Source organism: Daejeonella sp. H1SJ63 (assembly GCF_029360775.1).
In the GTDB taxonomy this organism is placed as follows: domain Bacteria; phylum Bacteroidota; class Bacteroidia; order Sphingobacteriales; family Sphingobacteriaceae; genus Daejeonella.
On the sequence record NZ_JARKMZ010000032.1, the window covers coordinates 1 to 18,236 of the forward strand.

General features: G+C 39.8%; 17 protein-coding genes. 6 read left to right on the plus strand and 11 right to left on the minus strand.

The features are described from left to right. Window positions 1-124: 124 nt before the first annotated feature. Window positions 125-2,356 carry a DUF5916 domain-containing protein gene (locus tag P2W72_RS11430; RefSeq protein ID WP_276362446.1) on the minus strand — a complete coding sequence of 744 codons (2,232 nt, stop codon included), beginning with the start codon at window positions 2,354-2,356 and terminating at the stop codon, window positions 125-127. A 169-nt stretch (window positions 2,357-2,525) separates the two neighbouring features. Here P2W72_RS11430 and trxB point away from each other — a divergent pair, with 169 nt between their 5' ends. Then, complete coding sequence (gene trxB / locus P2W72_RS11435; protein ID WP_276362449.1) at window positions 2,526-3,473, plus strand: thioredoxin-disulfide reductase; 948 nt, start codon at window positions 2,526-2,528, stop codon at window positions 3,471-3,473. Between the two features lie 183 nt (window positions 3,474-3,656). Further along, the gene (locus tag P2W72_RS11440) at window positions 3,657-4,289 is read left to right on the plus strand and encodes a hypothetical protein (RefSeq protein ID WP_276362452.1); all 633 of its coding nucleotides are present in this window, start codon (window positions 3,657-3,659) and stop codon (window positions 4,287-4,289) included. A 5-nt stretch (window positions 4,290-4,294) separates the two neighbouring features. Here P2W72_RS11440 and P2W72_RS11445 read toward each other — a convergent pair whose 3' ends face one another. From P2W72_RS11445 to P2W72_RS11455, 3 genes are read right to left on the minus strand one after another with little or no spacing between them, the layout of a single operon-like run. Next, window positions 4,295-4,897, minus strand: coding sequence for a hypothetical protein (locus tag P2W72_RS11445; protein ID WP_276362454.1), 603 nt, complete (start codon window positions 4,895-4,897; stop codon window positions 4,295-4,297). Beyond that, window positions 4,884-5,378, minus strand: a complete 495-nt coding sequence (locus tag P2W72_RS11450; protein WP_276362457.1) for an RNA polymerase sigma factor — start codon at window positions 5,376-5,378, stop codon at window positions 4,884-4,886. Before P2W72_RS11450 ends, P2W72_RS11445 begins: the two co-directional genes overlap by 14 nt. 42 nt (window positions 5,379-5,420) lie before the next feature. Continuing rightward, a complete protein-coding gene (locus P2W72_RS11455; protein ID WP_276362459.1) occupies window positions 5,421-5,939 on the minus strand; it encodes a hypothetical protein in 519 nt (172 codons plus the stop codon). A gap of 65 nt (window positions 5,940-6,004) precedes the next feature. Between P2W72_RS11455 and P2W72_RS11460 the strand changes: the two genes are divergently transcribed. From P2W72_RS11460 to rpmA, 4 genes are all read left to right on the plus strand, one after another. After that, a complete protein-coding gene (locus P2W72_RS11460; protein WP_276362672.1) occupies window positions 6,005-7,420 on the plus strand; it encodes a cation:dicarboxylase symporter family transporter in 1,416 nt (471 codons plus the stop codon). Between the two features lie 11 nt (window positions 7,421-7,431). Next, on the plus strand, window positions 7,432-7,938 hold the full coding sequence (locus P2W72_RS11465) for a hypothetical protein (protein ID WP_276362461.1): 507 nt from the start codon (window positions 7,432-7,434) through the stop codon (window positions 7,936-7,938). 90 nt (window positions 7,939-8,028) lie between these two features. Next, entirely contained in the window at window positions 8,029-8,340 is a 312-nt protein-coding gene (gene rplU, locus P2W72_RS11470) for a 50S ribosomal protein L21 (RefSeq protein WP_276362464.1), read from the plus strand. Window positions 8,341-8,435: 95 nt separating this feature from the next. Beyond that, entirely contained in the window at window positions 8,436-8,837 is a 402-nt protein-coding gene (rpmA, locus tag P2W72_RS11475) for a 50S ribosomal protein L27 (protein WP_276362467.1), read from the plus strand. A gap of 57 nt (window positions 8,838-8,894) precedes the next feature. Here rpmA and P2W72_RS11480 read toward each other — a convergent pair whose 3' ends face one another. The 7 genes from P2W72_RS11480 to topA all read right to left on the minus strand — a co-directional run bounded on the left by P2W72_RS11480 (window position 8,895) and on the right by topA (window position 18,099). Beyond that, window positions 8,895-9,869 (minus strand): polyprenyl synthetase family protein, encoded by a 975-nt coding sequence (locus P2W72_RS11480; protein ID WP_276362470.1) that lies wholly within the window; start codon window positions 9,867-9,869, stop codon window positions 8,895-8,897. 126 nt (window positions 9,870-9,995) lie between these two features. After that, window positions 9,996-11,210: a heparan-alpha-glucosaminide N-acetyltransferase domain-containing protein gene (locus tag P2W72_RS11485; protein WP_276362472.1), complete on the minus strand. Its 1,215-nt coding sequence runs from the start codon at window positions 11,208-11,210 to the stop codon at window positions 9,996-9,998. 163 nt (window positions 11,211-11,373) lie between these two features. Beyond that, complete coding sequence (gene rnr / locus P2W72_RS11490) at window positions 11,374-13,503, minus strand: ribonuclease R (protein ID WP_276362475.1); 2,130 nt, start codon at window positions 13,501-13,503, stop codon at window positions 11,374-11,376. 98 nt (window positions 13,504-13,601) lie between these two features. Next, entirely contained in the window at window positions 13,602-14,315 is a 714-nt protein-coding gene (locus P2W72_RS11495) for a 3'-5' exonuclease (RefSeq protein ID WP_276362479.1), read from the minus strand. Between the two features lie 68 nt (window positions 14,316-14,383). Then, window positions 14,384-15,034 carry a YceH family protein gene (locus tag P2W72_RS11500; protein WP_276362482.1) on the minus strand — a complete coding sequence of 217 codons (651 nt, stop codon included), beginning with the start codon at window positions 15,032-15,034 and terminating at the stop codon, window positions 14,384-14,386. A 48-nt stretch (window positions 15,035-15,082) separates the two neighbouring features. After that, on the minus strand, window positions 15,083-15,487 hold the full coding sequence (locus P2W72_RS11505) for a hypothetical protein (RefSeq protein WP_276362485.1): 405 nt from the start codon (window positions 15,485-15,487) through the stop codon (window positions 15,083-15,085). Window positions 15,488-15,516: 29 nt separating this feature from the next. Beyond that, the gene (topA, locus tag P2W72_RS11510; protein ID WP_276362487.1) at window positions 15,517-18,099 is read right to left on the minus strand and encodes a type I DNA topoisomerase; all 2,583 of its coding nucleotides are present in this window, start codon (window positions 18,097-18,099) and stop codon (window positions 15,517-15,519) included. Window positions 18,100-18,236 lie beyond the last annotated feature (137 nt).

Below are 18,236 nucleotides of genomic sequence, written 5' to 3' on the forward strand. Positions count from 1 at the left end.
TCCATGGTATTTTTTCAGCTAAGATGCGTGTTTATTCTCATTATATTTGTGTATACAGGGTAGCTACCGGCAGGCAGAAATGACGCATTCACTCTCATTTGCTCAATAAATCCTCTAAGTCTGATTACATATTCCACCAGTATGTCATTTTCAATACCAGAAACCTGTTCTTTACAGCAAATGGTGAAGGAAGATAATTATCGGTATACACCAGGAAAATATCTGAAGCCGGTTTGTACCGCCATTGCAGACGGGTATTTACATTAATATTATCGCTCTGTTCATTGTATTGTACAAAGCCTGTAAAGAAGAGTTTATTGGTCATGGTCACATCCAGTCGCGGGCCAACCAGCCAGAATTGCCTGTTATTCCACGGATGCGGAAGTTTGATATCATTATAACTCGAACTCAACGCGAAACTTACATAAGGCTGGAAGCGGTATCCGAACTCAGTGGTTATATTCAGTCGTGTTCCGTTAGAATAATATCCGCCATAACGGCTTGAAAATGAGAAAGTGTACAGGCTCTGTGGTCTTGAAACAAATTCGGTTCCGAACGACTTCCAGCTATGTTCACTTCCGGTAGGCAGGGTTGCAATCCCTGCATTGGTAGGATCGAATGGACGCAATAGTTTTACATAATCGCTGGCTCCCCATACCGAAAATGTAGCCCTGCTTCTGAAGTTCATATTATAGGCCAGATAATTGGTGTTATCGGTTCGTTTGAACGATTCGTCAAAATAGTTGGTTGTAAAAAACTTGGGTCCGTGACTTACCAGTTTGCCCGATTTCGGGAAGAAAAGATAAGATGCCTGCGGGCTCAGATTGATATAACCTCTTCTGGGTACATAGCCAACTTCGGCGTTATAATTACGTCCCACATATTCATGCTGCCAGTTAAGATCCCAGTTTCCTGTCCAGTAACGCAGGTTTCCGGCCTGCATCAGGTCATGACCTTTTTTGTCCGGGCTAAAGGATTTCATCGTTACTGCTTTCCCTGTCCATACATTGTTTGCTGATGCCAGATTATACTCTAATCCTGCAACCCTGTTGTATTTTGAAACGCCGGCTGCCGCATTATCTGCATCGAAATTCAGGGATTGTTTATTGATTACAATTGCACCTATATTGGATCGGGCAAAGACCCTTCTCTGAAGAGCAAAAACCCCGAAATTTTGTGCAGGTTCACTGGCACTTGTATTTTCGGTCTGCATATTCATAATGCTGATTCTCAGGTCTTTGTTAAGCTTTCCGCTCAGCCTGGCACCATATTGTATCGGAACTCCCAGGCCAATGCGTCTGGAGAAGAAAGGCCTGATATTCTGATATCCGAAGTTTGCAAACAAGTCGCCGTTTTCAAGAAAATATTGCCTCCGCTCAGGAAAGAAAAGTTCAAAACGGTCGAGATTAGGTACCTGTCTGTCGACTTCTACCTGCGAATAATCAGGGTTGACGGTCAGGTCGAGGTTCAGAGAAGAATTGATGGCAACTTTTACGTCTCCGCCAATTTCACCACGATGATCACGGAGGATTGGAGAAACCAGGTGGTTATTGGAGATACCGCCTAAAGTGTAAGGGATAACTGAAATATTCTGCCCCGGTACCGGAGGTGGCTGATCCCATACGAGCGATCCGGTATAGGCCAGTGATGCGGTTGCAAATTGCCTCGGAACGGGAGCCCAGCTTGATTTTTCTGTTGATTTCAGATCCATACGGCTGAAGTTGATTCCCCATCGTGTAATTCCAGGCTTATATCGAATGGATTTAAATGGAATTGCCGCTTCAAATACCCATCGGTCTGAATAGTTTTTAACTACCGATACCCATTTGTTGTCCCAGCTTAAGTCAACTTTGCTGCCATCATACATTATTCCATCCCATTGGGCTCCGGCAGCATTCGATCCGAATGAAAATCCATTGGTCAGATCATTGAACGGATCCATGAACAGAAGAAAGTTATCATTCTTGCCAAAGGCAAAATCTCTGCGGAGGGATTCTACAAAATATGGGCCCGGTTCATGATAGCATACAGCAATGATGTATAAATTATCCTTATCATAAGCCATTTTTACATCAGTTCTCACTTTTGCAAAGCTGGTATCCATAGGCTGAACCATAAAGAAATTGCTTGCCAGGTCAGCATCATTCCATGCCGGATCATTCATGACACCGTCAATTTTAATTTCGGATGTTGCCGGTTTGAGTTTTAGCTCATAAGATTCATTCTTCTTCTGGGCTGATACCTCAGAATTCGGGCAAATAAAGAAGATTATGAAGAAATATAAAAAACAGGATGAAAAAGCTGTATAAGTCCGGATAATTAAGTCTGAGTTTCCGGATTTTATAGGTTGAAGCATAGGAACGCGGATAAAATATTTTGTTTATGGCGTAATAATAGGAACAATGCCTGAATTTTTGGAAGAAAATTCGTAATTCGTAATTGTTATCAGGCACAAAAGAATAATCCTGACATTTCCATGTTGCCCATACGCATGCAATGTTTTAGATTTGTTAAAAAAAATTAAGATGTCTGAAGAAATTGAACATGTACACTGTCTGATCATAGGATCAGGTCCTGCAGGTTATACTGCCGCTATTTATGCAGCCAGAGCTGATCTTAAACCTGTGATGTATACAGGGATGGTTCCGGGCGGACAATTGACGCAAACCACCGATGTGGAGAATTTCCCGGGTTATCCTGAGGGAATTATGGGGCCGGAAATGATGGAAGATTTCAGAAAGCAGGCCGAGCGCTTTGGCACAGATATACGCTTCGGGTATGCAAGCAGTGTTGATTTCTCAGGTACCCCTCACAAGGTTATCATAGATGAAAGTAAAACCATAACTGCTGATACTGTGATTATTGCTACCGGAGCTTCAGCTAAGTGGCTCGGACTGGAAAGTGAGCAGAAGTATAATGGTTTCGGTGTTTCGGCATGTGCGGTTTGTGACGGATTCTTTTTCAAAGGACAGGATGTAGCGATTGTTGGGGCGGGAGATACTGCTGCAGAGGAAGCAACTTATCTTGCTAAACTTTGTAATAAGGTACACATGCTGGTGCGCAGAGATGAGTTCAGAGCTTCAAAAGCAATGCAGAACCGTGTTTTGAATACCCCTAACATCGAAATTCATTACAATACAGATACCAAAGAAATTATCGGTGACGGAAGAAATGTAACCGGTATCAAAGTTTCAAATAATAAAACGGGAGAGGAGAAAGTAATTGATGTTACTGGTTTTTTTGTTGCCATAGGCCATAATCCGAATACAGAAATATTCAAAGGCTGGCTGGATATGGATGAAACCGGCTATCTGATTACTCAGCCTGATAGTACAAAAACCAATATAGAAGGTGTATTTGCCTGCGGGGATGCTCAGGATAAATTATGGCGTCAGGCTGTCACGGCCGCCGGAACAGGATGTATGGCAGCTCTTGAGGCTGAACGTTATCTTGCTGCAAAGGAACATGCCTGAAACATATATTAAGATTTAATGCCAGAAATGCCTTCCTGAAATGGGAGGCATTTTTTTTTGAATAAGCACCGGAGAATGGCAGATTAATCACTTACACTGTTTTTCATTATTTAAAGGATCAATAAATTACTAAATTTGAGAATAAGGGTTTAAACATCGGTTTTAATCTTATATCTTGATCGTATGAAATTTATCAAACTGTTTTCCGGATTGTTTTTTGCTTCAGTCCTTATATCCTGTTCATCAGATGAACCGCAAAAAGCGGTATTCAGTACCCCAAAGGAGGCTAAGATTATGGAACCTTTTCGTTTTCATAAGGCTATAGAAGTGAAGCCGGGATTAACACTGGATGTGCTTAGCTGGGGGCGCGGGACTGATTCTATTGGCGGGTATTTGATTTTAAGATCAGACTCTACACATTATAGTTATCGGTCTGTTACCGGTGAGCTTAAGGGCAAAATTGTTGATTCCTGGGGTATGGATCTGGATACAGATGGTAATCCGGAATTATTTATTCAGGCAGTAAGCGCTGAAAATAAGGGAGATCTGAATATGTATGTTTACGAATACAATGAAAGTGGTACAGGTCAGCAGATCCGTTTTCCCGAGCTGAGTTCTTCAACAAAAGAAGGTTATCTGGGTGCAGACTCACTTTATATTAAAGATGGGAAACTGATGAGGGAGTTTCAGTTTAGTGCCAAAGATGATACTGCAAAAACTCCTGCCAAAATTATCAGGAAACTTGAATACAGTTTACGAAATAATTCTTTTCAGGTTAAAGAGATAAAAGAGGAAGATCAGGAGAAGAAAAAATAGACCGATCAAAATTCATTATCTTCAAATTGTTTGTGAAGTCGTTCCAGATTACTGATCATATCCTCAAGCTTAGCTTCTTCTTTTCTGATATAGATTCTCATTAAAACGAAATAGCAGAATCCTATCCAGAGAAAAGTGAAGATAAACCCGATAAGGGTAGTTATGAATGAAGCCATGTAGGAGATTTCTATAAAGTAAAGCAGAAATCCGGCTGTAAAAAACAGGGAATAGATACGGTATTTTCGGGTGTTGAAAATATAGCGCTCTTGTTTGTACCTTTTGAGATGTATGATATAATCCTCAGGCTTATCGAGCAGATGATTACTGTTCAGACTGCGGTAATTTCCGATCACTGAAATGATATAATAGAAACAGCAAAGGATAATAATGATCATTGCCAGATGGGTAGTCCACATTTTAAAAGGGCTCTCAATCCAGACCCATGTAATTATACCAGCAAGAATACTCATCCCTGTTATTTCGATCAATAATCTGCTTGTAAGACCATTCCTGGTCTTTCGTACCTTTTTCAATACATCATCGTGACTGACTTTCGGCAGCGCTATCTGGTCTTGCCAGATATTCTTCAGTGCTTCAAAATCTTTCATGTCTGTTATATAATTCAGTCAGTTTTTGTTTAATACGATGAATTTTTACTCTCAGATTACCCTCAGAAATCCCTGCAATTTCGGCGATTTCGGTATATGGTAATTCATCTAAAACCATGGTAATGATAATACGCTCATTCTCTTCCAGCTGAGCAATACATTTGTAAAGCGTTGAAACCTGCTCATTCTTCTCTGAGACCTCTTCTCCCCGGGTTTCAATAATATTGTCGGTAAGTTCGTCTTTAGCTTGTCGTTTTTCTACCCGAAGATGAGACAGACAGGTATTTACAGCAATACGATAGATCCAGGTTGATATGAGCGCCTGATTTCTGAATTTTTCCAGATTCTGCCAAACTTTCATAAAAGTCTCCTGCATCAGGTCATTGGCTGTTTCATCGTCGCCGGTATAACCATAGCATAAATGGTAGATCTTTTTGGAGTTAGCCTGAAAAATTTCTTTAAAAAGCGCTTCTTTATCCAAACCTTTTGTTTTTACTATTTGGATAAAAGTACTTAAGAATTGTTACATAAAATGTCTTTTATTAATCCATCTGGTTTCCTTTTCTGCTCTGTTCAGAATTATCTCAAATTCTTGCCGGTAATCAAACTGAAGGTCTTCATGTAGTTTTGGAATGAGTTTGGCAGCTTTCTCAAATTGGCGGGTCAATAGTCCCTGCAAAGGTTTATGACTGGTTCTCAGATCTGCAAAAATCAGGTAGTTTGAGCAAAACCACATACAAAGTTCAGTTTCTACCTGCTTTGATCCGGTATATTTGGCATATCTGTTGATCAGGCGAATAATCTTTCTTAAACTCTTTGTACTATAAAAATAGTGCTTCTGCATGCTTTTAAAATCATCAATCAGGAAATTCTTTACCTGCTCTGCATATTCCATCGGTTCGGTCGCATCAAAAAGCAGGTAGCTGAGCAGTTCTTTATTTTCCTTTTTGTATTTGGCAAGTCTCAGACATATTTCTGTCAGTTCATGCACATTATGATTTAAAAGCTCTTTTTTCAGATCACTTAACTTCTCTGGCTTCATCTGGTGCTTTCATTTGTCGGGTAAATCTAATTAATTACTTTTGTCGGATATGCTAACCACTTATGATGAAATTTAAAAATTTGGGAATTGTTGCAATGATTGCAATATTATTTTCCTCAATAATGGCTTTCATGGATCATTATTTAATTATAGAGATTCCTGATACTGTCCTGATGTTTTCCAGATGGCTGGCGATAGCCGGATTATTCCTCTATGGCTTTCAGAAGAAATCGCTCACTACCTGGATTCTGATATCGATGGTTGTAGGTGCTGAGATTGGTCATGATTTCCCGGAAATAGGTATGAAGTTACAGGTGCTGAGTAAGGTCTTCCTGAAAATGATCAAGACCATTATTGCACCATTATTATTCGCAACCCTTGTATATGGTATTGCCGGCCATTCAGACCTGAAACAGGTTGGCCGCATGGGATGGAAGTCGATTTTGTATTTTGAAGCAGTAACAACAATTGCCTTATTTATCGGATTGGCAGCCATTAATATCTCTAAGGCAGGTATGGGAATTAAAGTGCCTGTTGGGGTGCATGAAGAGCTTGAGAAAGTGGCTCCTCAAACCCTTAATGATATTATCCTGCATATCTTTCCTGAGAATATTGCCAAATCAATTGCTGAAGGTCAGGTATTGCAGATTGTCATTTTCAGTATAGTATTTGGTATTGCACTGGCCATGGTCAGGGAGGACAAGCGTCAGCCTTTGCTGAAAGCAGCAGAAAGCCTTTCTGAAGTGATGTTTAAGTTTACCAATCTTGTGATGTATTTTGCACCTATTGGGGTAGGAGCTGCCATTGCATATACCGTAGGACATATGGGTCTGGGTATATTGATTAATCTGTTTCAGCTATTAATGACTCTTTATGTGGCTTTGTTTGCGTTTCTGCTGGGGGTATTATTGCCAATTGCCCTGATTATCGGGGTTCCGGTTAAGAAATTTCTGCAGGCTATTGCCGGACCCGTCTCAATTGCTTTTGCCACTACAAGCTCAGAAGCGGCATTGCCAAGAGCCATGGAGGCAATGGAGCGCATAGGTGTGCCAAGAAAGATTGTGGCATTTGTTATGCCAACAGGTTATAGTTTTAACCTTGACGGAACCACCCTCTATTTATCGCTTGCTGCAATATTTGTTGCACAGGCTGCAGGAATGCAAATGACTTTCGGACAGCAATTACTGATTGTCTTTACCTTAATGCTTACCAGCAAGGGGGTAGCAGGGGTGCCGAGAGCCTCACTTGTTATTTTATTAGGAACAGCGGCTTCTTTCGGTATGCCGGTTTGGCCTATCTTTATTATCCTGGGTATCGATGAGCTGATGGATATGGCAAGAACGTCAGTAAATGTAATCGGAAACTGTCTTGCAACAGTAGTTATAGCTAAGTGGGAGGGCGAATTTAATCCGCCTGCAGAGCTTGAAGCTCCGGATGAAAAAAGGATACATGCAATTGAAAATCAATCAGATAAACATTAATAAATCAATCAATGAGCGACAGAGCAAAAAAAATATTTTTAGCAATTTGTATAATTACTCCATTTGTATTGTACACCGTGTATTACTATTCAATCATGGTGAAAAATGCTCCTTACAGATTTGCTGATTTTGAGTCGATTACCCTTAATTACGGATTGGGTGACAGCCTGATTAACAGATTCAATTCTAAAACAGGAGAGTATCAGTTTGTAAATACAAGAGACTCATTGATTAAAACTAATGTTAAACTTAAGAAAGACGATCTCCTGTATCTTCACAGAAAAGCAGCTGAATTAGGTTTCTGGAATTTTCCTGAAGAAATTACTGCCGATAACAAGTCTGAAGGAAGTGTTAATTCTCCTCATTATTATCTGGAGTATAAATACAAAGAGAAGACCAAGCATATTCTTTTTGATGCAGAATATAATGAAGATCCTAAGCTGAGAGATGCCGCGAAGCAATTAATTACAGAAGTTAGTAATATGATCAGTGAAGCCAGAGAGAGGCAGATGGATTGATTTCCTGTATTTTAACTCTTAATGAAATAAGTTTTTCTTTCAAAGAATAATTATCTATATTTGCACCTCATTTAAAAAAATATATTAATAATGTACGCAATAGTAAATATAGCCGGACAGCAATTCAAAGTTGCAAAAGACCAATATCTTTTTGTACACCGTTTACAGGGAGAAGAAGGCGCTAGTATTGAATTTGACAATGTATTATTAGCTGAAAACAATGGTAAATTCTCTGTTGGTGCCGATGCATTAAAGGGAGCTAAAGTAACTGCTAAAATATTGTCACATTTAAAAGGTGATAAAGTGATCGTTTTCAAGAAGAAACGTCGTAAAGGCTACAAGAAGAAAAACGGACACCGTCAGCAGTTCACTAAGATCGAGATCACTGGTATTTCGATTTAAGTTATACGATTAAGTTGTACGTTGTAAGTTAAACGTAGTAAGTTTTAAGTTTAAAATCCGGAATTGTTTATCAATTCTTTAAATAAAAAAATAAAATGGCACATAAAAAAGGAGCCGGTAGTTCCAGAAACGGTCGTGAATCGCATAGCAAACGCTTAGGTATCAAGATTTTCGGTGGTCAGGCTGCAAATGCAGGTAATATCATCGTACGTCAGCGTGGTACTCAGCATCATCCTGACAAAAATGTAGGAATTGGTAAAGATCATACACTTTTTGCTCTTATTGACGGTACTGTGATCTTCAGAAAGAAAAATGATGACAAATCATATGTTTCTATTCTTCCAAGAGAAGCAGCTGTAGTAGTAGAAGATGCTGCTCCAAAAGCAAAGAAAGCTGCAGCACCAAAGGCTGAGGCAGTTGCTGAAGAGCCTGCAGCAAAGAAACCTGCGGCAAAAAAAGCAGCTAAAAAGGATGATTCAGCAGAAGCTGAAGCATAATCTTAAAATTCAAGAAATTTTAAATAGGAAAGCCCTGATTTTCATCAGGGCTTTTTTTTATTGTTCCCGGATAAGCAATTGTTTTGCAAATGCGCTGAGTAGCTCTTTATTTGAGCTGGGTGCATTGATTTTATCCAAAGCTGTTAAAGCTTTCTCAGCATAACGCATCATTTCAGTTTCAGCTAGTACTTTTACCTTCAGTTTATTATAAATGAGGCTTACGGTGCTTACTTTAGCTTCTGCATCAAAACTATCAAGATTAATCCAATAGTTTAATTCCTCTGCAATCTCTCCTTTGGCAAGCTCCAGGGCTTTGATCAGCATAAAGGTCTTTTTGTTTGAGATGATATCACCTCCAACCTGCTTCCCGAATTTTTCAGGATCACCGTAAACATCCAGTATATCATCCTGAAGCTGGAAGGCTAAACCCAGATTTTCGCCAAAGGTATACAGTAGTTCAGACTGTTCTTTTCCCGCTCCTCCGATCAATGCACCAATCTGCATACTGCCTGCCAGTAAAACAGCAGTTTTCTTACGGATCATCTCAATATATTCGCTAATGCTTACATCACCCCTCTGTTCAAAATTCATATCTTCCTGCTGCCCCTGACATACTCCGGATGCAGTATCGCTGAAAATATCCAGTACTTTGCGGAGAATACTGTCGTCGACCCTGATCATGAGCTTATAAGCCTCAACAAACATAACGTCGCCGGATAAAATTGCTGCACTTTCATTCCATTTGGCATGTACTGTTGGTTTTCCTCTTCTCAGAGGTGCTTTATCCATAATGTCGTCATGCATCAGCGTGAAATTATGGAAGAGCTCAATACCGATAGCAGCATCAATAGCCTTGTTTATGTCGCCATCAAATAATTCAGTTGCCACAAGTACCAGAACCGGACGCATTCTTTTTCCTCCCAACTGCATCAGATAGGATATAGGTTCGTAAAGCTCTGCAGGTTGTTCGGTATATTTTGTATCGGCTATTGCCTTGTTAATGATAGTTTGAAGTTGATTTATCGAATGCATTTTTATAAAGCTAAAGCCCGGGTAAAATTAACAAAACTTCGCTTATTGAATCAGGCAATTAATGTCAGTTTAATACCTTTATTTTGATTGTTTTAATCTTATGAACAGGTAATTCTGACAGAAGTATTAAAGATAACCCAACCACCAATGTTTATGGTTTTTTTTGTACTCACTGTACCATTTGCACAGGGGATAAAGGCAAATAATGACAAAAATCCATACCAGATATACCACTTCTAATGAATAACCCTCGCCGCTGATAATGAAATTTGGAAGGATCTGATTTCCTTGATGAATGCCTTCTTCCAACCGGTGTCCGCGGGTTAGAAAGAATATCATGCTTAATGCATGAATGAGATAGAAGTGCAGTATATAATAAAAGAATGGCACCTTTCCATAAACGGTAATGATCTGGCTTATTCTGTTTCTTACACTGCCGAATCTGACCAGAAATAAGATTGCAGGTCCGATGGTCATACTCATATACAATAGTGACGGGGGATATTTTTGCGTATCAATAAAATTAAATATGCTAAGCAAGAGGCTTTTTTGCTGCGACCATTTATCCGGATCTCCATAAATATTGCTGGCCCTTAAAATAATGAAGAATAGAATTGCACTAATGCCTGATCTGATTAAAATTTTGTTTCTGTTCTTTCCTTGATAGTCTGTAAACAATCTGCCGAAACAATATCCGGCAATCATCAGTCCGGCCCATGGAAGCACCGGATAAATAATGAAAATATTAAGCTTATCTCCAATAGTGTAGAAACCCTGATGATGCAGAATTGAATAGAGGAGCGAATAGGTTCCGGTATGGGAGGCTTCGTAAAAATCAAGCGAATTGTGCCCGAATATAATTGCTATTGCAATTGCTAGAATGTACTTGAATGGTAGCCATATGATGAAGCCAAGAAGTATCATACTTATACCGATAGACCATATTGTCTGCAGGCCGATAATCTGGAAGCCTGGATCAAAAGAGAATGCAAAATTAATAACTAAAACTTCAATCAGAATCAGCCAAAGCCCTCTTTTGATCAGAAAGGAACTAAGTTCCTTTTTAGTTTTTATCTGACTCTGGAACCAGGCTGAAGTACCTGCCAGAAATACAAAAACAGGTGCGCAGAAATGAGTAATCCAACGGGTAAGGAACAGGGCAGGAGTTGTAGTTTCAAGATTTAATGGATCATCTCTCCATGCATCAATATGGAAAAAGTCGCGTGTATGGTCTAAGGCCATTATGATCATCACCAATCCCCTTAAAAGATCGATTGATTCAATCCTGATATTCTTTCCGCTTTGTTTTGCCTCTTTCTGATTGAGCATTCCTGTTTCCATAATTGAATAATTTAATGGTTCAATGCATGCAGACGGTAAGTTTGCCTGTTTCTTTATAATTTAGAGCTTACTATGCTAAATGTACTCATTTACAGCTATATAATAAAAAAAGGGTACCGAACAGATACCCTTTGTATTATATGTTAAGAAACAGTTTGATCGATTACCTGACCAGGGTAAAATCTATTTGTCTTTTACCCAGATCCACTTTTTTTACCATAATCTTCACCTCATCGCCAAGCTGGTATTTCTTTTTACGTCTCTGTCCGATGATGCAGTAATTTTTTTCATCCAGCACATAAAAATCATCATTCAGATCACGTAAACGGATCATTCCCTCACATTTGTTTTCAATAATTTCCACATACATACCCCATTCAGTTAGTCCGGAAATAATCCCGTTAAATTCTTCTCCTATATTGTTCTGAAGGTATTCGGCCTGTTTGTATTTAACAGAAGCACGTTCAGCATCTGCTGCTTTTTTCTCCATCTGAGAAGCATGCATCGATAGTTTTTCGTATTCATCCTCATTTACAGATTTCCCTCCGGCCAGATAAAGATCAAGCAGTCTGTGAACCATTACATCAGGATAACGGCGGATAGGAGAGGTAAAGTGAGTGTAATAATCGAAAGCCAAACCGTAATGGCTGTGTTTTTTAGTGGTATAAATAGCCTTAGCCATTGATCTGATAGCAAGCTGGGTCAATACATTCTGTTCTTTTTTACCTTCTACATCTGCCATCAAGAAATTTAATGATTTAGCGGTTTCCCGTCCCGAACTCATATCTATCTTATATCCGAATTTAGATGCAAACTGCGAGAAACTCAATAAAGAATCTTCCTTGGGAGAGTCATGTGTACGGTATACAAAAGTGAGTTTTTGCTTCCCTTTGCCCTTTTTTGCGATGAATTCAGCAACTTTCTTATTGGCAAGGAGCATGAAATCCTCGATCAGTTTATGTGCATCCTTACGTTCCTTAACATAAACACCTGTTGGTTTTCCCTGCTCATCCAGACGGAATTTGATTTCCACACTTTCAAAGCTAATTGCACCATGTTTGAATTTCCGGTCGCGGAGTTTATATGCTAATTCATTGAGCTTCAGTAGTTCATCGCTGTGTTTTCCGGCTTTGTTTTCTAGTATTTCCTGAGCGTCTTCGTAGCTGAACCGGGTATTTGAATGGATGATTGTACGCCCAAACCATTGTTCAATTACATTTGCCTGATCATCGAGCTCAAATACTGCCGAATAGCAGAGTTTATCTTCGTTGGGGCGCAGTGAACACAGACCGTTTGAAAGTCGTTCAGGAAGCATTGGAATAACCCTGTCAACCAGATAAACTGAAGTTCCTCTCTCAAATGCTTCTTTATCCAAAGCTGAGCCTTTTTCCACATAATGCGATACATCAGCAATATGAATTCCAACTTCTACATTCCCGTTTTTTAGATTTCTGAAAGAGATTGCATCGTCAAAATCTTTGGCATCAGCCGGATCAATGGTAAAGGTCAATACCTCCCTGAAATCTTTTCTCTTCTTTATTTCCTCTGCACTGATTGCTTCTGCAATTGCTTCTGCTTCTTTTTCAACGGATTCGGGAAATGCTAATGGGAAACCATAATCCGCCAGAATGGCGTTCATTTCTGCATTATTATCTCCCTGCTTACCCAGAACATAGGTAATCTCACCAATTGGGTTTTTAGCGTCTTCGGGCCAGTCAACGATCTTTGCAATGGCCTTGTATCCATCTTTAGCACCATTCAGACCATCCAGCGGAATGAAAATATCATGCAGCATTTTCCGGTCGTCGGGAATAAAGAATGCAAAACGGTCGGATAATTTGACAATACCGGTAAAGTCCATTTTTGCACGCTCGATGATTTCGACCACCTCGCCGTCCTTTTTCCGTCCTTTACTCTTGGCATAGACATAAACTTTAACGATATCACCATGTAATGCATTGCGGAGTTTACGGGGAGCAACGAATATATCTTCTTCGAACTCATCTTCACTCACGATATAAGCAGAACCATCCGAAGTCATATCAACCTTACCGGTTACATAAGTCTTTTGCTGCTTGAGTATGAATTTACCTTTTTCAGGTTCCTTAAGGATTCCTTTTCTTGTTTCCTCCTGAAGTATATCCAGAATCAATGCTCTGGATTCATCATCATGAAGGTTAAGTTTGGAGGCAACTTGTTTATAATTTAAAGCTTTATTTCCTGATTTTTCAAATGCATCAGTGATGAGTTTGGTCAATACCAGATTAAAGCTGTTTGATTTCTTTTTTGACATTTTTTAATATTTGCTTAAAGGTAAGGCTAATACTGCGAATAAATACCTTATTAGCAATAAGATAACATTCATGTGTTATAAACCTTTTGTTTGTTGATTCAATTAACGATTGTGATGTAATCGTCCTGCAGAGGGGCCAAGGCTTTAAATCTCAGTAATATTCTGGCGGTTGTGATTACATCTTTCTCGCAATAGTTTTTTATTCTTTCGGAGTCTTTATCTTCCCAGTAAACACTGCAGACCATGCTTCCGTCTATGTCATCTTTCGGACTCGGAATATTCAGCACGGCAGCAAGCAGATTTAATGAAGTATAGTTTTTATAATCCCCAAATTTCCAGAGGTCCATGGTATCAAGATGCATCACCTCCCAGGGTTTTTTGCCATGAATTCGGAGCTGTGAGGGTATATCCATATTGTTTATCAGCAGCCTGCGGCAGATATATGGGAAATCAAATTCCTTTCCATTGTGAGCACATAAAACCAGAGTGTCGGGCTGCTTGCTCAGAAGACCTGTAAATTCTTTTAAAATTTCTTTTTCATCATCGCCGTAAAAGGATTTTACACGAAAGGATATATTATTGGTTTTATGGGAAAATATTCCTGCTGAGATGCAGATGATTTTTCCAAATTCAGACAATATTCCGGCCCTTACATAGAATTCGGCCGGACTTTCCCCGTCTTTTCGCTGAAATCTGGTCTTTTGTTCCCATAATTGCTGCATTTCAGCAGGTAAATCGCTGAATGATGGATATTGGGGCACTGTTTCAATATCAATCACCAAAACCTGATGTATGTCTATGTTTTCAAGCATAAGCAGAATGAGATCAGTTCATTAAATTACAATATTCGCTTATTGGATAAAATTAATTGAGCAAACGGTCAGCTTAATTCAGCCATCAGCTTATTGAATGCATCTTTTAGCTCTGTCAGTTCTTTTTCCAGAGTCTGAATACGTAATTCGAGCGCGGCTCCGGATGTATGTTCTTCCATGTTTATGCTTATATCTCCGGCATCTTCCTGATAATCGCCGAGTAAGTGAACATAGCGTACTTCTTTTTGACCGGGTCTGCGACCTAACGCTTTTACAAATGCAAATTCAGGATCAACGAGCTTTTGAAGAGTATTGTTTACCTCATCCAGACTCTCAAACTCGTATAACCTGCCCGAATTATTGTTAAGTTCTCCGGGAGTTAATGCACCTCTGAGCAATAATAAGCATATGATTGAAAGCTCTGAAGGTACCAGCGGATAAACAATAGCGAGATTATGCTTGTATTTTATCACCCTGCCTGTTCCTCCGGTTACGGTGGATATCAGTCCCTTTTTCTTTAGCGAATCAAGGGTCTGAATGATTGTCTCTTCAGAGTATTGTACTATCGGTGATCTCGAACTTTTCTGATTACAGGCAGACTGAAGTCCGTTTAAGGACATCGGGTAATAATCGGGTGTTGTCCTGCTTTTTTCTATTAAAGAACCGAGTACGCGTTGTTCTTCCTGACTTAAAACCGGTAAGGTTTGTGCTGAATCCATACTCAAATATAGGATTCTGATGGGTTTTATTAACTAATTGATGTAAGATCAGCCAATCATTACTCCCGGCTTATTCAGGAGGGGAATCCGGATCAGATTAGTATCAACTATGCTTTCAGGTACAAAAATGAACTTCTTATCATAAATGTTTCCGTTCAGATAATAACTGAGCCAGTATTCATTCGTCAGTCCAAAGACCTGCTCGTCAATTAGTTCTATCGCAGCATAGGATTGTGCCTGAATATCACCTAAAGAATGGCGAAGTATTGACGTTTTAACCTGCTCACCATCTTTTTCTCCGTATCCTTTTGAACTGATCAGGACAGTCTCAAGCTTCACGTTTTTAAGGTTTAAGAGGTAAACTTTCCATGTTTTGGTCTCAGGTCCGGAAGATTCCAGAACTACAGCAATGGAAATATTTTCCACGGTGTTTTCAGGCAGATCTTTTTTCATACTAAATTTTCACGGAATGATTGTTGATACTATTTTTTTGCAGCAGCTTTCCCCGGACTTTTTCTGGCCGGAGCTTTTTTAACAGTTTTTTTCGCTTTGGCTGCAAATGCATCAGGAACCTGTTCTGTGATCAGTTTTTTGACAGATTCCAATGAGATCTCAGTAAGTTCTTCGGCGGTATATTTGTCCTTGCTTTCAGGGTTTTTACCCAGTTTCAGCATTTGTTTGCCAAAACGGATGAATGGGCCCCATCTGCCGTTTTCGATAGCGATTTTCTCTTCAGGCCATTGCTGAATAAAACGATTGGACTCTTTTTCTATCTTTTTGCTGATCAGATCTTCGATATCTGCCTGACTAAGTTTGTCGAAATTATATCGAACCGGAACATTGATAAACAGGCTGTTCCATTTAATAAATGGACCGAATCGGCCTTTACCTTTAGTTACCGGCAGGCCCTGATACTGTGCTACAGGTGCTTCAGCAATATTCTTCTCATTAATCAATTCAATTGCACGCTCCAGGTTTACTGAAAGCGGATCTTCACCCTTCGGCAATGAAATGAAGCTGTCGCCCCATTTGATGTACGGACCGAAACGTCCAATGCCGACACTAAGCTCTTTACCTTCATAATCCTCCAGCTGGAATGGAAGTTTAAAGAGATCTAATGCCTCAGCCAGAGTGATGCTTTCAATCATCTGTCCTGAGCGTAAGCTTGCATACCTCGGCTTTTCATCCTCTTCATTTTCAGCAGATTCTCCAATCTGAACGAAAGGACCATACCGGCCGATACGAACTGATATTTTCTTTCCGCTTTCAGGGTCAGTTCCAAGTTCTCGTTCGCCACTGGCACGGTTTGCGTTTTGAAGGGTTGTTTCAACTTCGGTATGGAAAGGATTATAGAAAGAACGGAGCATCTCTGTCCAGTTCTTCAGTCCCTGTGCGATCTCGTCAAATTCCTTTTCAACTTTAGCCGTAAAATGAAAGTCTACAATTCCCTTAAAATGTTCAACAAGGAAATCATTCACTACTGCACCAATGTCTGTAGGGAATAATTTATTCTTTTCGGCACCGGTATTTTCAACTTTGATGCTTTTGTTAATCTTTGAGTCTTTAAGGCTGATAACATGGATGTTACGCTTTTTGCCTTCGCGTTCCTCTTTAACTACATAGCCTCTGTTCTGGATTGTTGAGATAGTTGGCGCATAGGTTGAAGGCCTTCCAATACCTAATTCCTCGAGTTTTTTTACCAGACTGGCTTCTGTATATCTTGCCGGTGGACGGGAATAGCGCTCGGTGGCATTCATTTCCCTAAGGTTCAGTTGCTGTCCCTGACTAAGCGGAGGGAGGATTGAGTTTTCATTCTCCTCATCCAGATTTATTTCAGCCTCTTCATCAGTTGATTCCATATATACTTTCAGGAATCCATCAAACTTCATTACTTCTCCGTTGGCAACAAATAGTTCATTACGGGTCGATATGCTGATTTTAGCAGTTGTCTTTTCAAAATTAGCCTCAGCCATTTGCGAAGCAATAGAGCGCTTCCATATCAGTTCATATAATCTTCTTTCTGACGCATCACCGTTGATTGTATGCTGATCAAAATAAGTCGGTCTGATAGCCTCGTGCGCTTCCTGTGCGCCGGCTGACTTGGTTTTGAATGTCCTTCTTTCGTGATATTCCGGACCGTATGCAGATCTGATTTCGTCTGCTGCAGCCTTTAAAGCGGTATCTGACAGATTTACCGAATCAGTTCGCATGTAGGTAATCTTACCACTTTCGTACAATTTCTGAGCCACAGACATTGTTCTTGCTACCGGAAAACCCAGCTTACGGCTGGCTTCCTGCTGCAGGGTTGAAGTAGTAAATGGAGGTGCAGGATTTCTTTTTGTAGGTCTGGTTTCCAGACTTTTTACTTTATAAACCGCACTAATACAGTCGTTTAAGAATTTTTCAGCTTCTTCAGCTTTTTCAAAACGTTCTGGTAGCTCAGCCCTGAAAATTTCTCTTTGTTTATCAGTTGAGAAGATCGCAACAACTTTAAAAGCAGCCTCGGAAACGAATTTATTGATTTCCCGCTCGCGGTCAACAATCAGACGTACAGCCACTGATTGAACACGGCCGGCGGATAATGATGGTTTAACCTTTTTCCACAGAACAGGAGAGAGCTCAAAACCTACCAGGCGGTCGAGAACACGGCGTGCCTGCTGTGCATAAACAAGATTGTAATCTATCTTTCTTGGGGTTTCAATTGCCTTCAGGATGGCGTTTTTGGTGATTTCATGAAAAACTATCCTTTTAGTCTTGTCTTCCCTGAGACCCAAAGTTTCAAACAAATGCCATGATATTGCTTCTCCCTCACGGTCCTCATCGGATGCGAGCCATACCATTTCTGCTCCTTTAGCTAATTTCTTTAATTCATTGACTACTGCCTTTTTATCGGAGGGTACTTCATAGCGTTGTTCAAAATTATTGCTGACATTAATCGCATCGTCGGTCTTGATCAGGTCGCGAATATGGCCATAACTTGATTTGACAAGAAAGTCTTTTCCAAGATATCCTTCGATGGTTTTGGCTTTCGCCGGTGACTCAACAATAAGTAGATTTTTAGCCATTAAATTCAATGATATTCTGCAAATAAAGGCAATAATAAAGGGAATGACAAATTCACAGTTTACAGAATTGCATATTTTTTGTTTAAAATAGGCTGTAATTCAGATAAAACGGAATCTGTTTCAGGCTCCTGCTGAGG

Excerpts from the sequence above, each read along its gene's own strand:
- P2W72_RS11430 (WP_276362446.1), bottom strand. The coding sequence starts at position 2,356 with ATGCTTCAACCTATAAAATCCGGAAACTCAGACTTAATTATCCGGACT.
- trxB (WP_276362449.1), top strand. The coding sequence starts at position 2,526 with ATGTCTGAAGAAATTGAACATGTACACTGTCTGATCATAGGATCAGGT.
- P2W72_RS11440 (WP_276362452.1), top strand. The coding sequence starts at position 3,657 with ATGAAATTTATCAAACTGTTTTCCGGATTGTTTTTTGCTTCAGTCCTT.
- P2W72_RS11445 (WP_276362454.1), bottom strand. The coding sequence starts at position 4,897 with ATGAAAGATTTTGAAGCACTGAAGAATATCTGGCAAGACCAGATAGCG.
- P2W72_RS11455 (WP_276362459.1), bottom strand. The coding sequence starts at position 5,939 with ATGAAGCCAGAGAAGTTAAGTGATCTGAAAAAAGAGCTTTTAAATCAT.
- P2W72_RS11460 (WP_276362672.1), top strand. The coding sequence starts at position 6,005 with ATGAAATTTAAAAATTTGGGAATTGTTGCAATGATTGCAATATTATTT.
- P2W72_RS11465 (WP_276362461.1), top strand. The coding sequence starts at position 7,432 with ATGAGCGACAGAGCAAAAAAAATATTTTTAGCAATTTGTATAATTACT.
- rplU (WP_276362464.1), top strand. The coding sequence starts at position 8,029 with ATGTACGCAATAGTAAATATAGCCGGACAGCAATTCAAAGTTGCAAAA.
- rpmA (WP_276362467.1), top strand. The coding sequence starts at position 8,436 with ATGGCACATAAAAAAGGAGCCGGTAGTTCCAGAAACGGTCGTGAATCG.
- P2W72_RS11480 (WP_276362470.1), bottom strand. The coding sequence starts at position 9,869 with ATGCATTCGATAAATCAACTTCAAACTATCATTAACAAGGCAATAGCC.
- P2W72_RS11485 (WP_276362472.1), bottom strand. The coding sequence starts at position 11,210 with ATGGAAACAGGAATGCTCAATCAGAAAGAGGCAAAACAAAGCGGAAAG.
- rnr (WP_276362475.1), bottom strand. The coding sequence starts at position 13,503 with ATGTCAAAAAAGAAATCAAACAGCTTTAATCTGGTATTGACCAAACTC.
- P2W72_RS11495 (WP_276362479.1), bottom strand. The coding sequence starts at position 14,315 with ATGCTTGAAAACATAGACATACATCAGGTTTTGGTGATTGATATTGAA.
- P2W72_RS11500 (WP_276362482.1), bottom strand. The coding sequence starts at position 15,034 with ATGGATTCAGCACAAACCTTACCGGTTTTAAGTCAGGAAGAACAACGC.
- P2W72_RS11505 (WP_276362485.1), bottom strand. The coding sequence starts at position 15,487 with ATGAAAAAAGATCTGCCTGAAAACACCGTGGAAAATATTTCCATTGCT.
- topA (WP_276362487.1), bottom strand. The coding sequence starts at position 18,099 with ATGGCTAAAAATCTACTTATTGTTGAGTCACCGGCGAAAGCCAAAACC.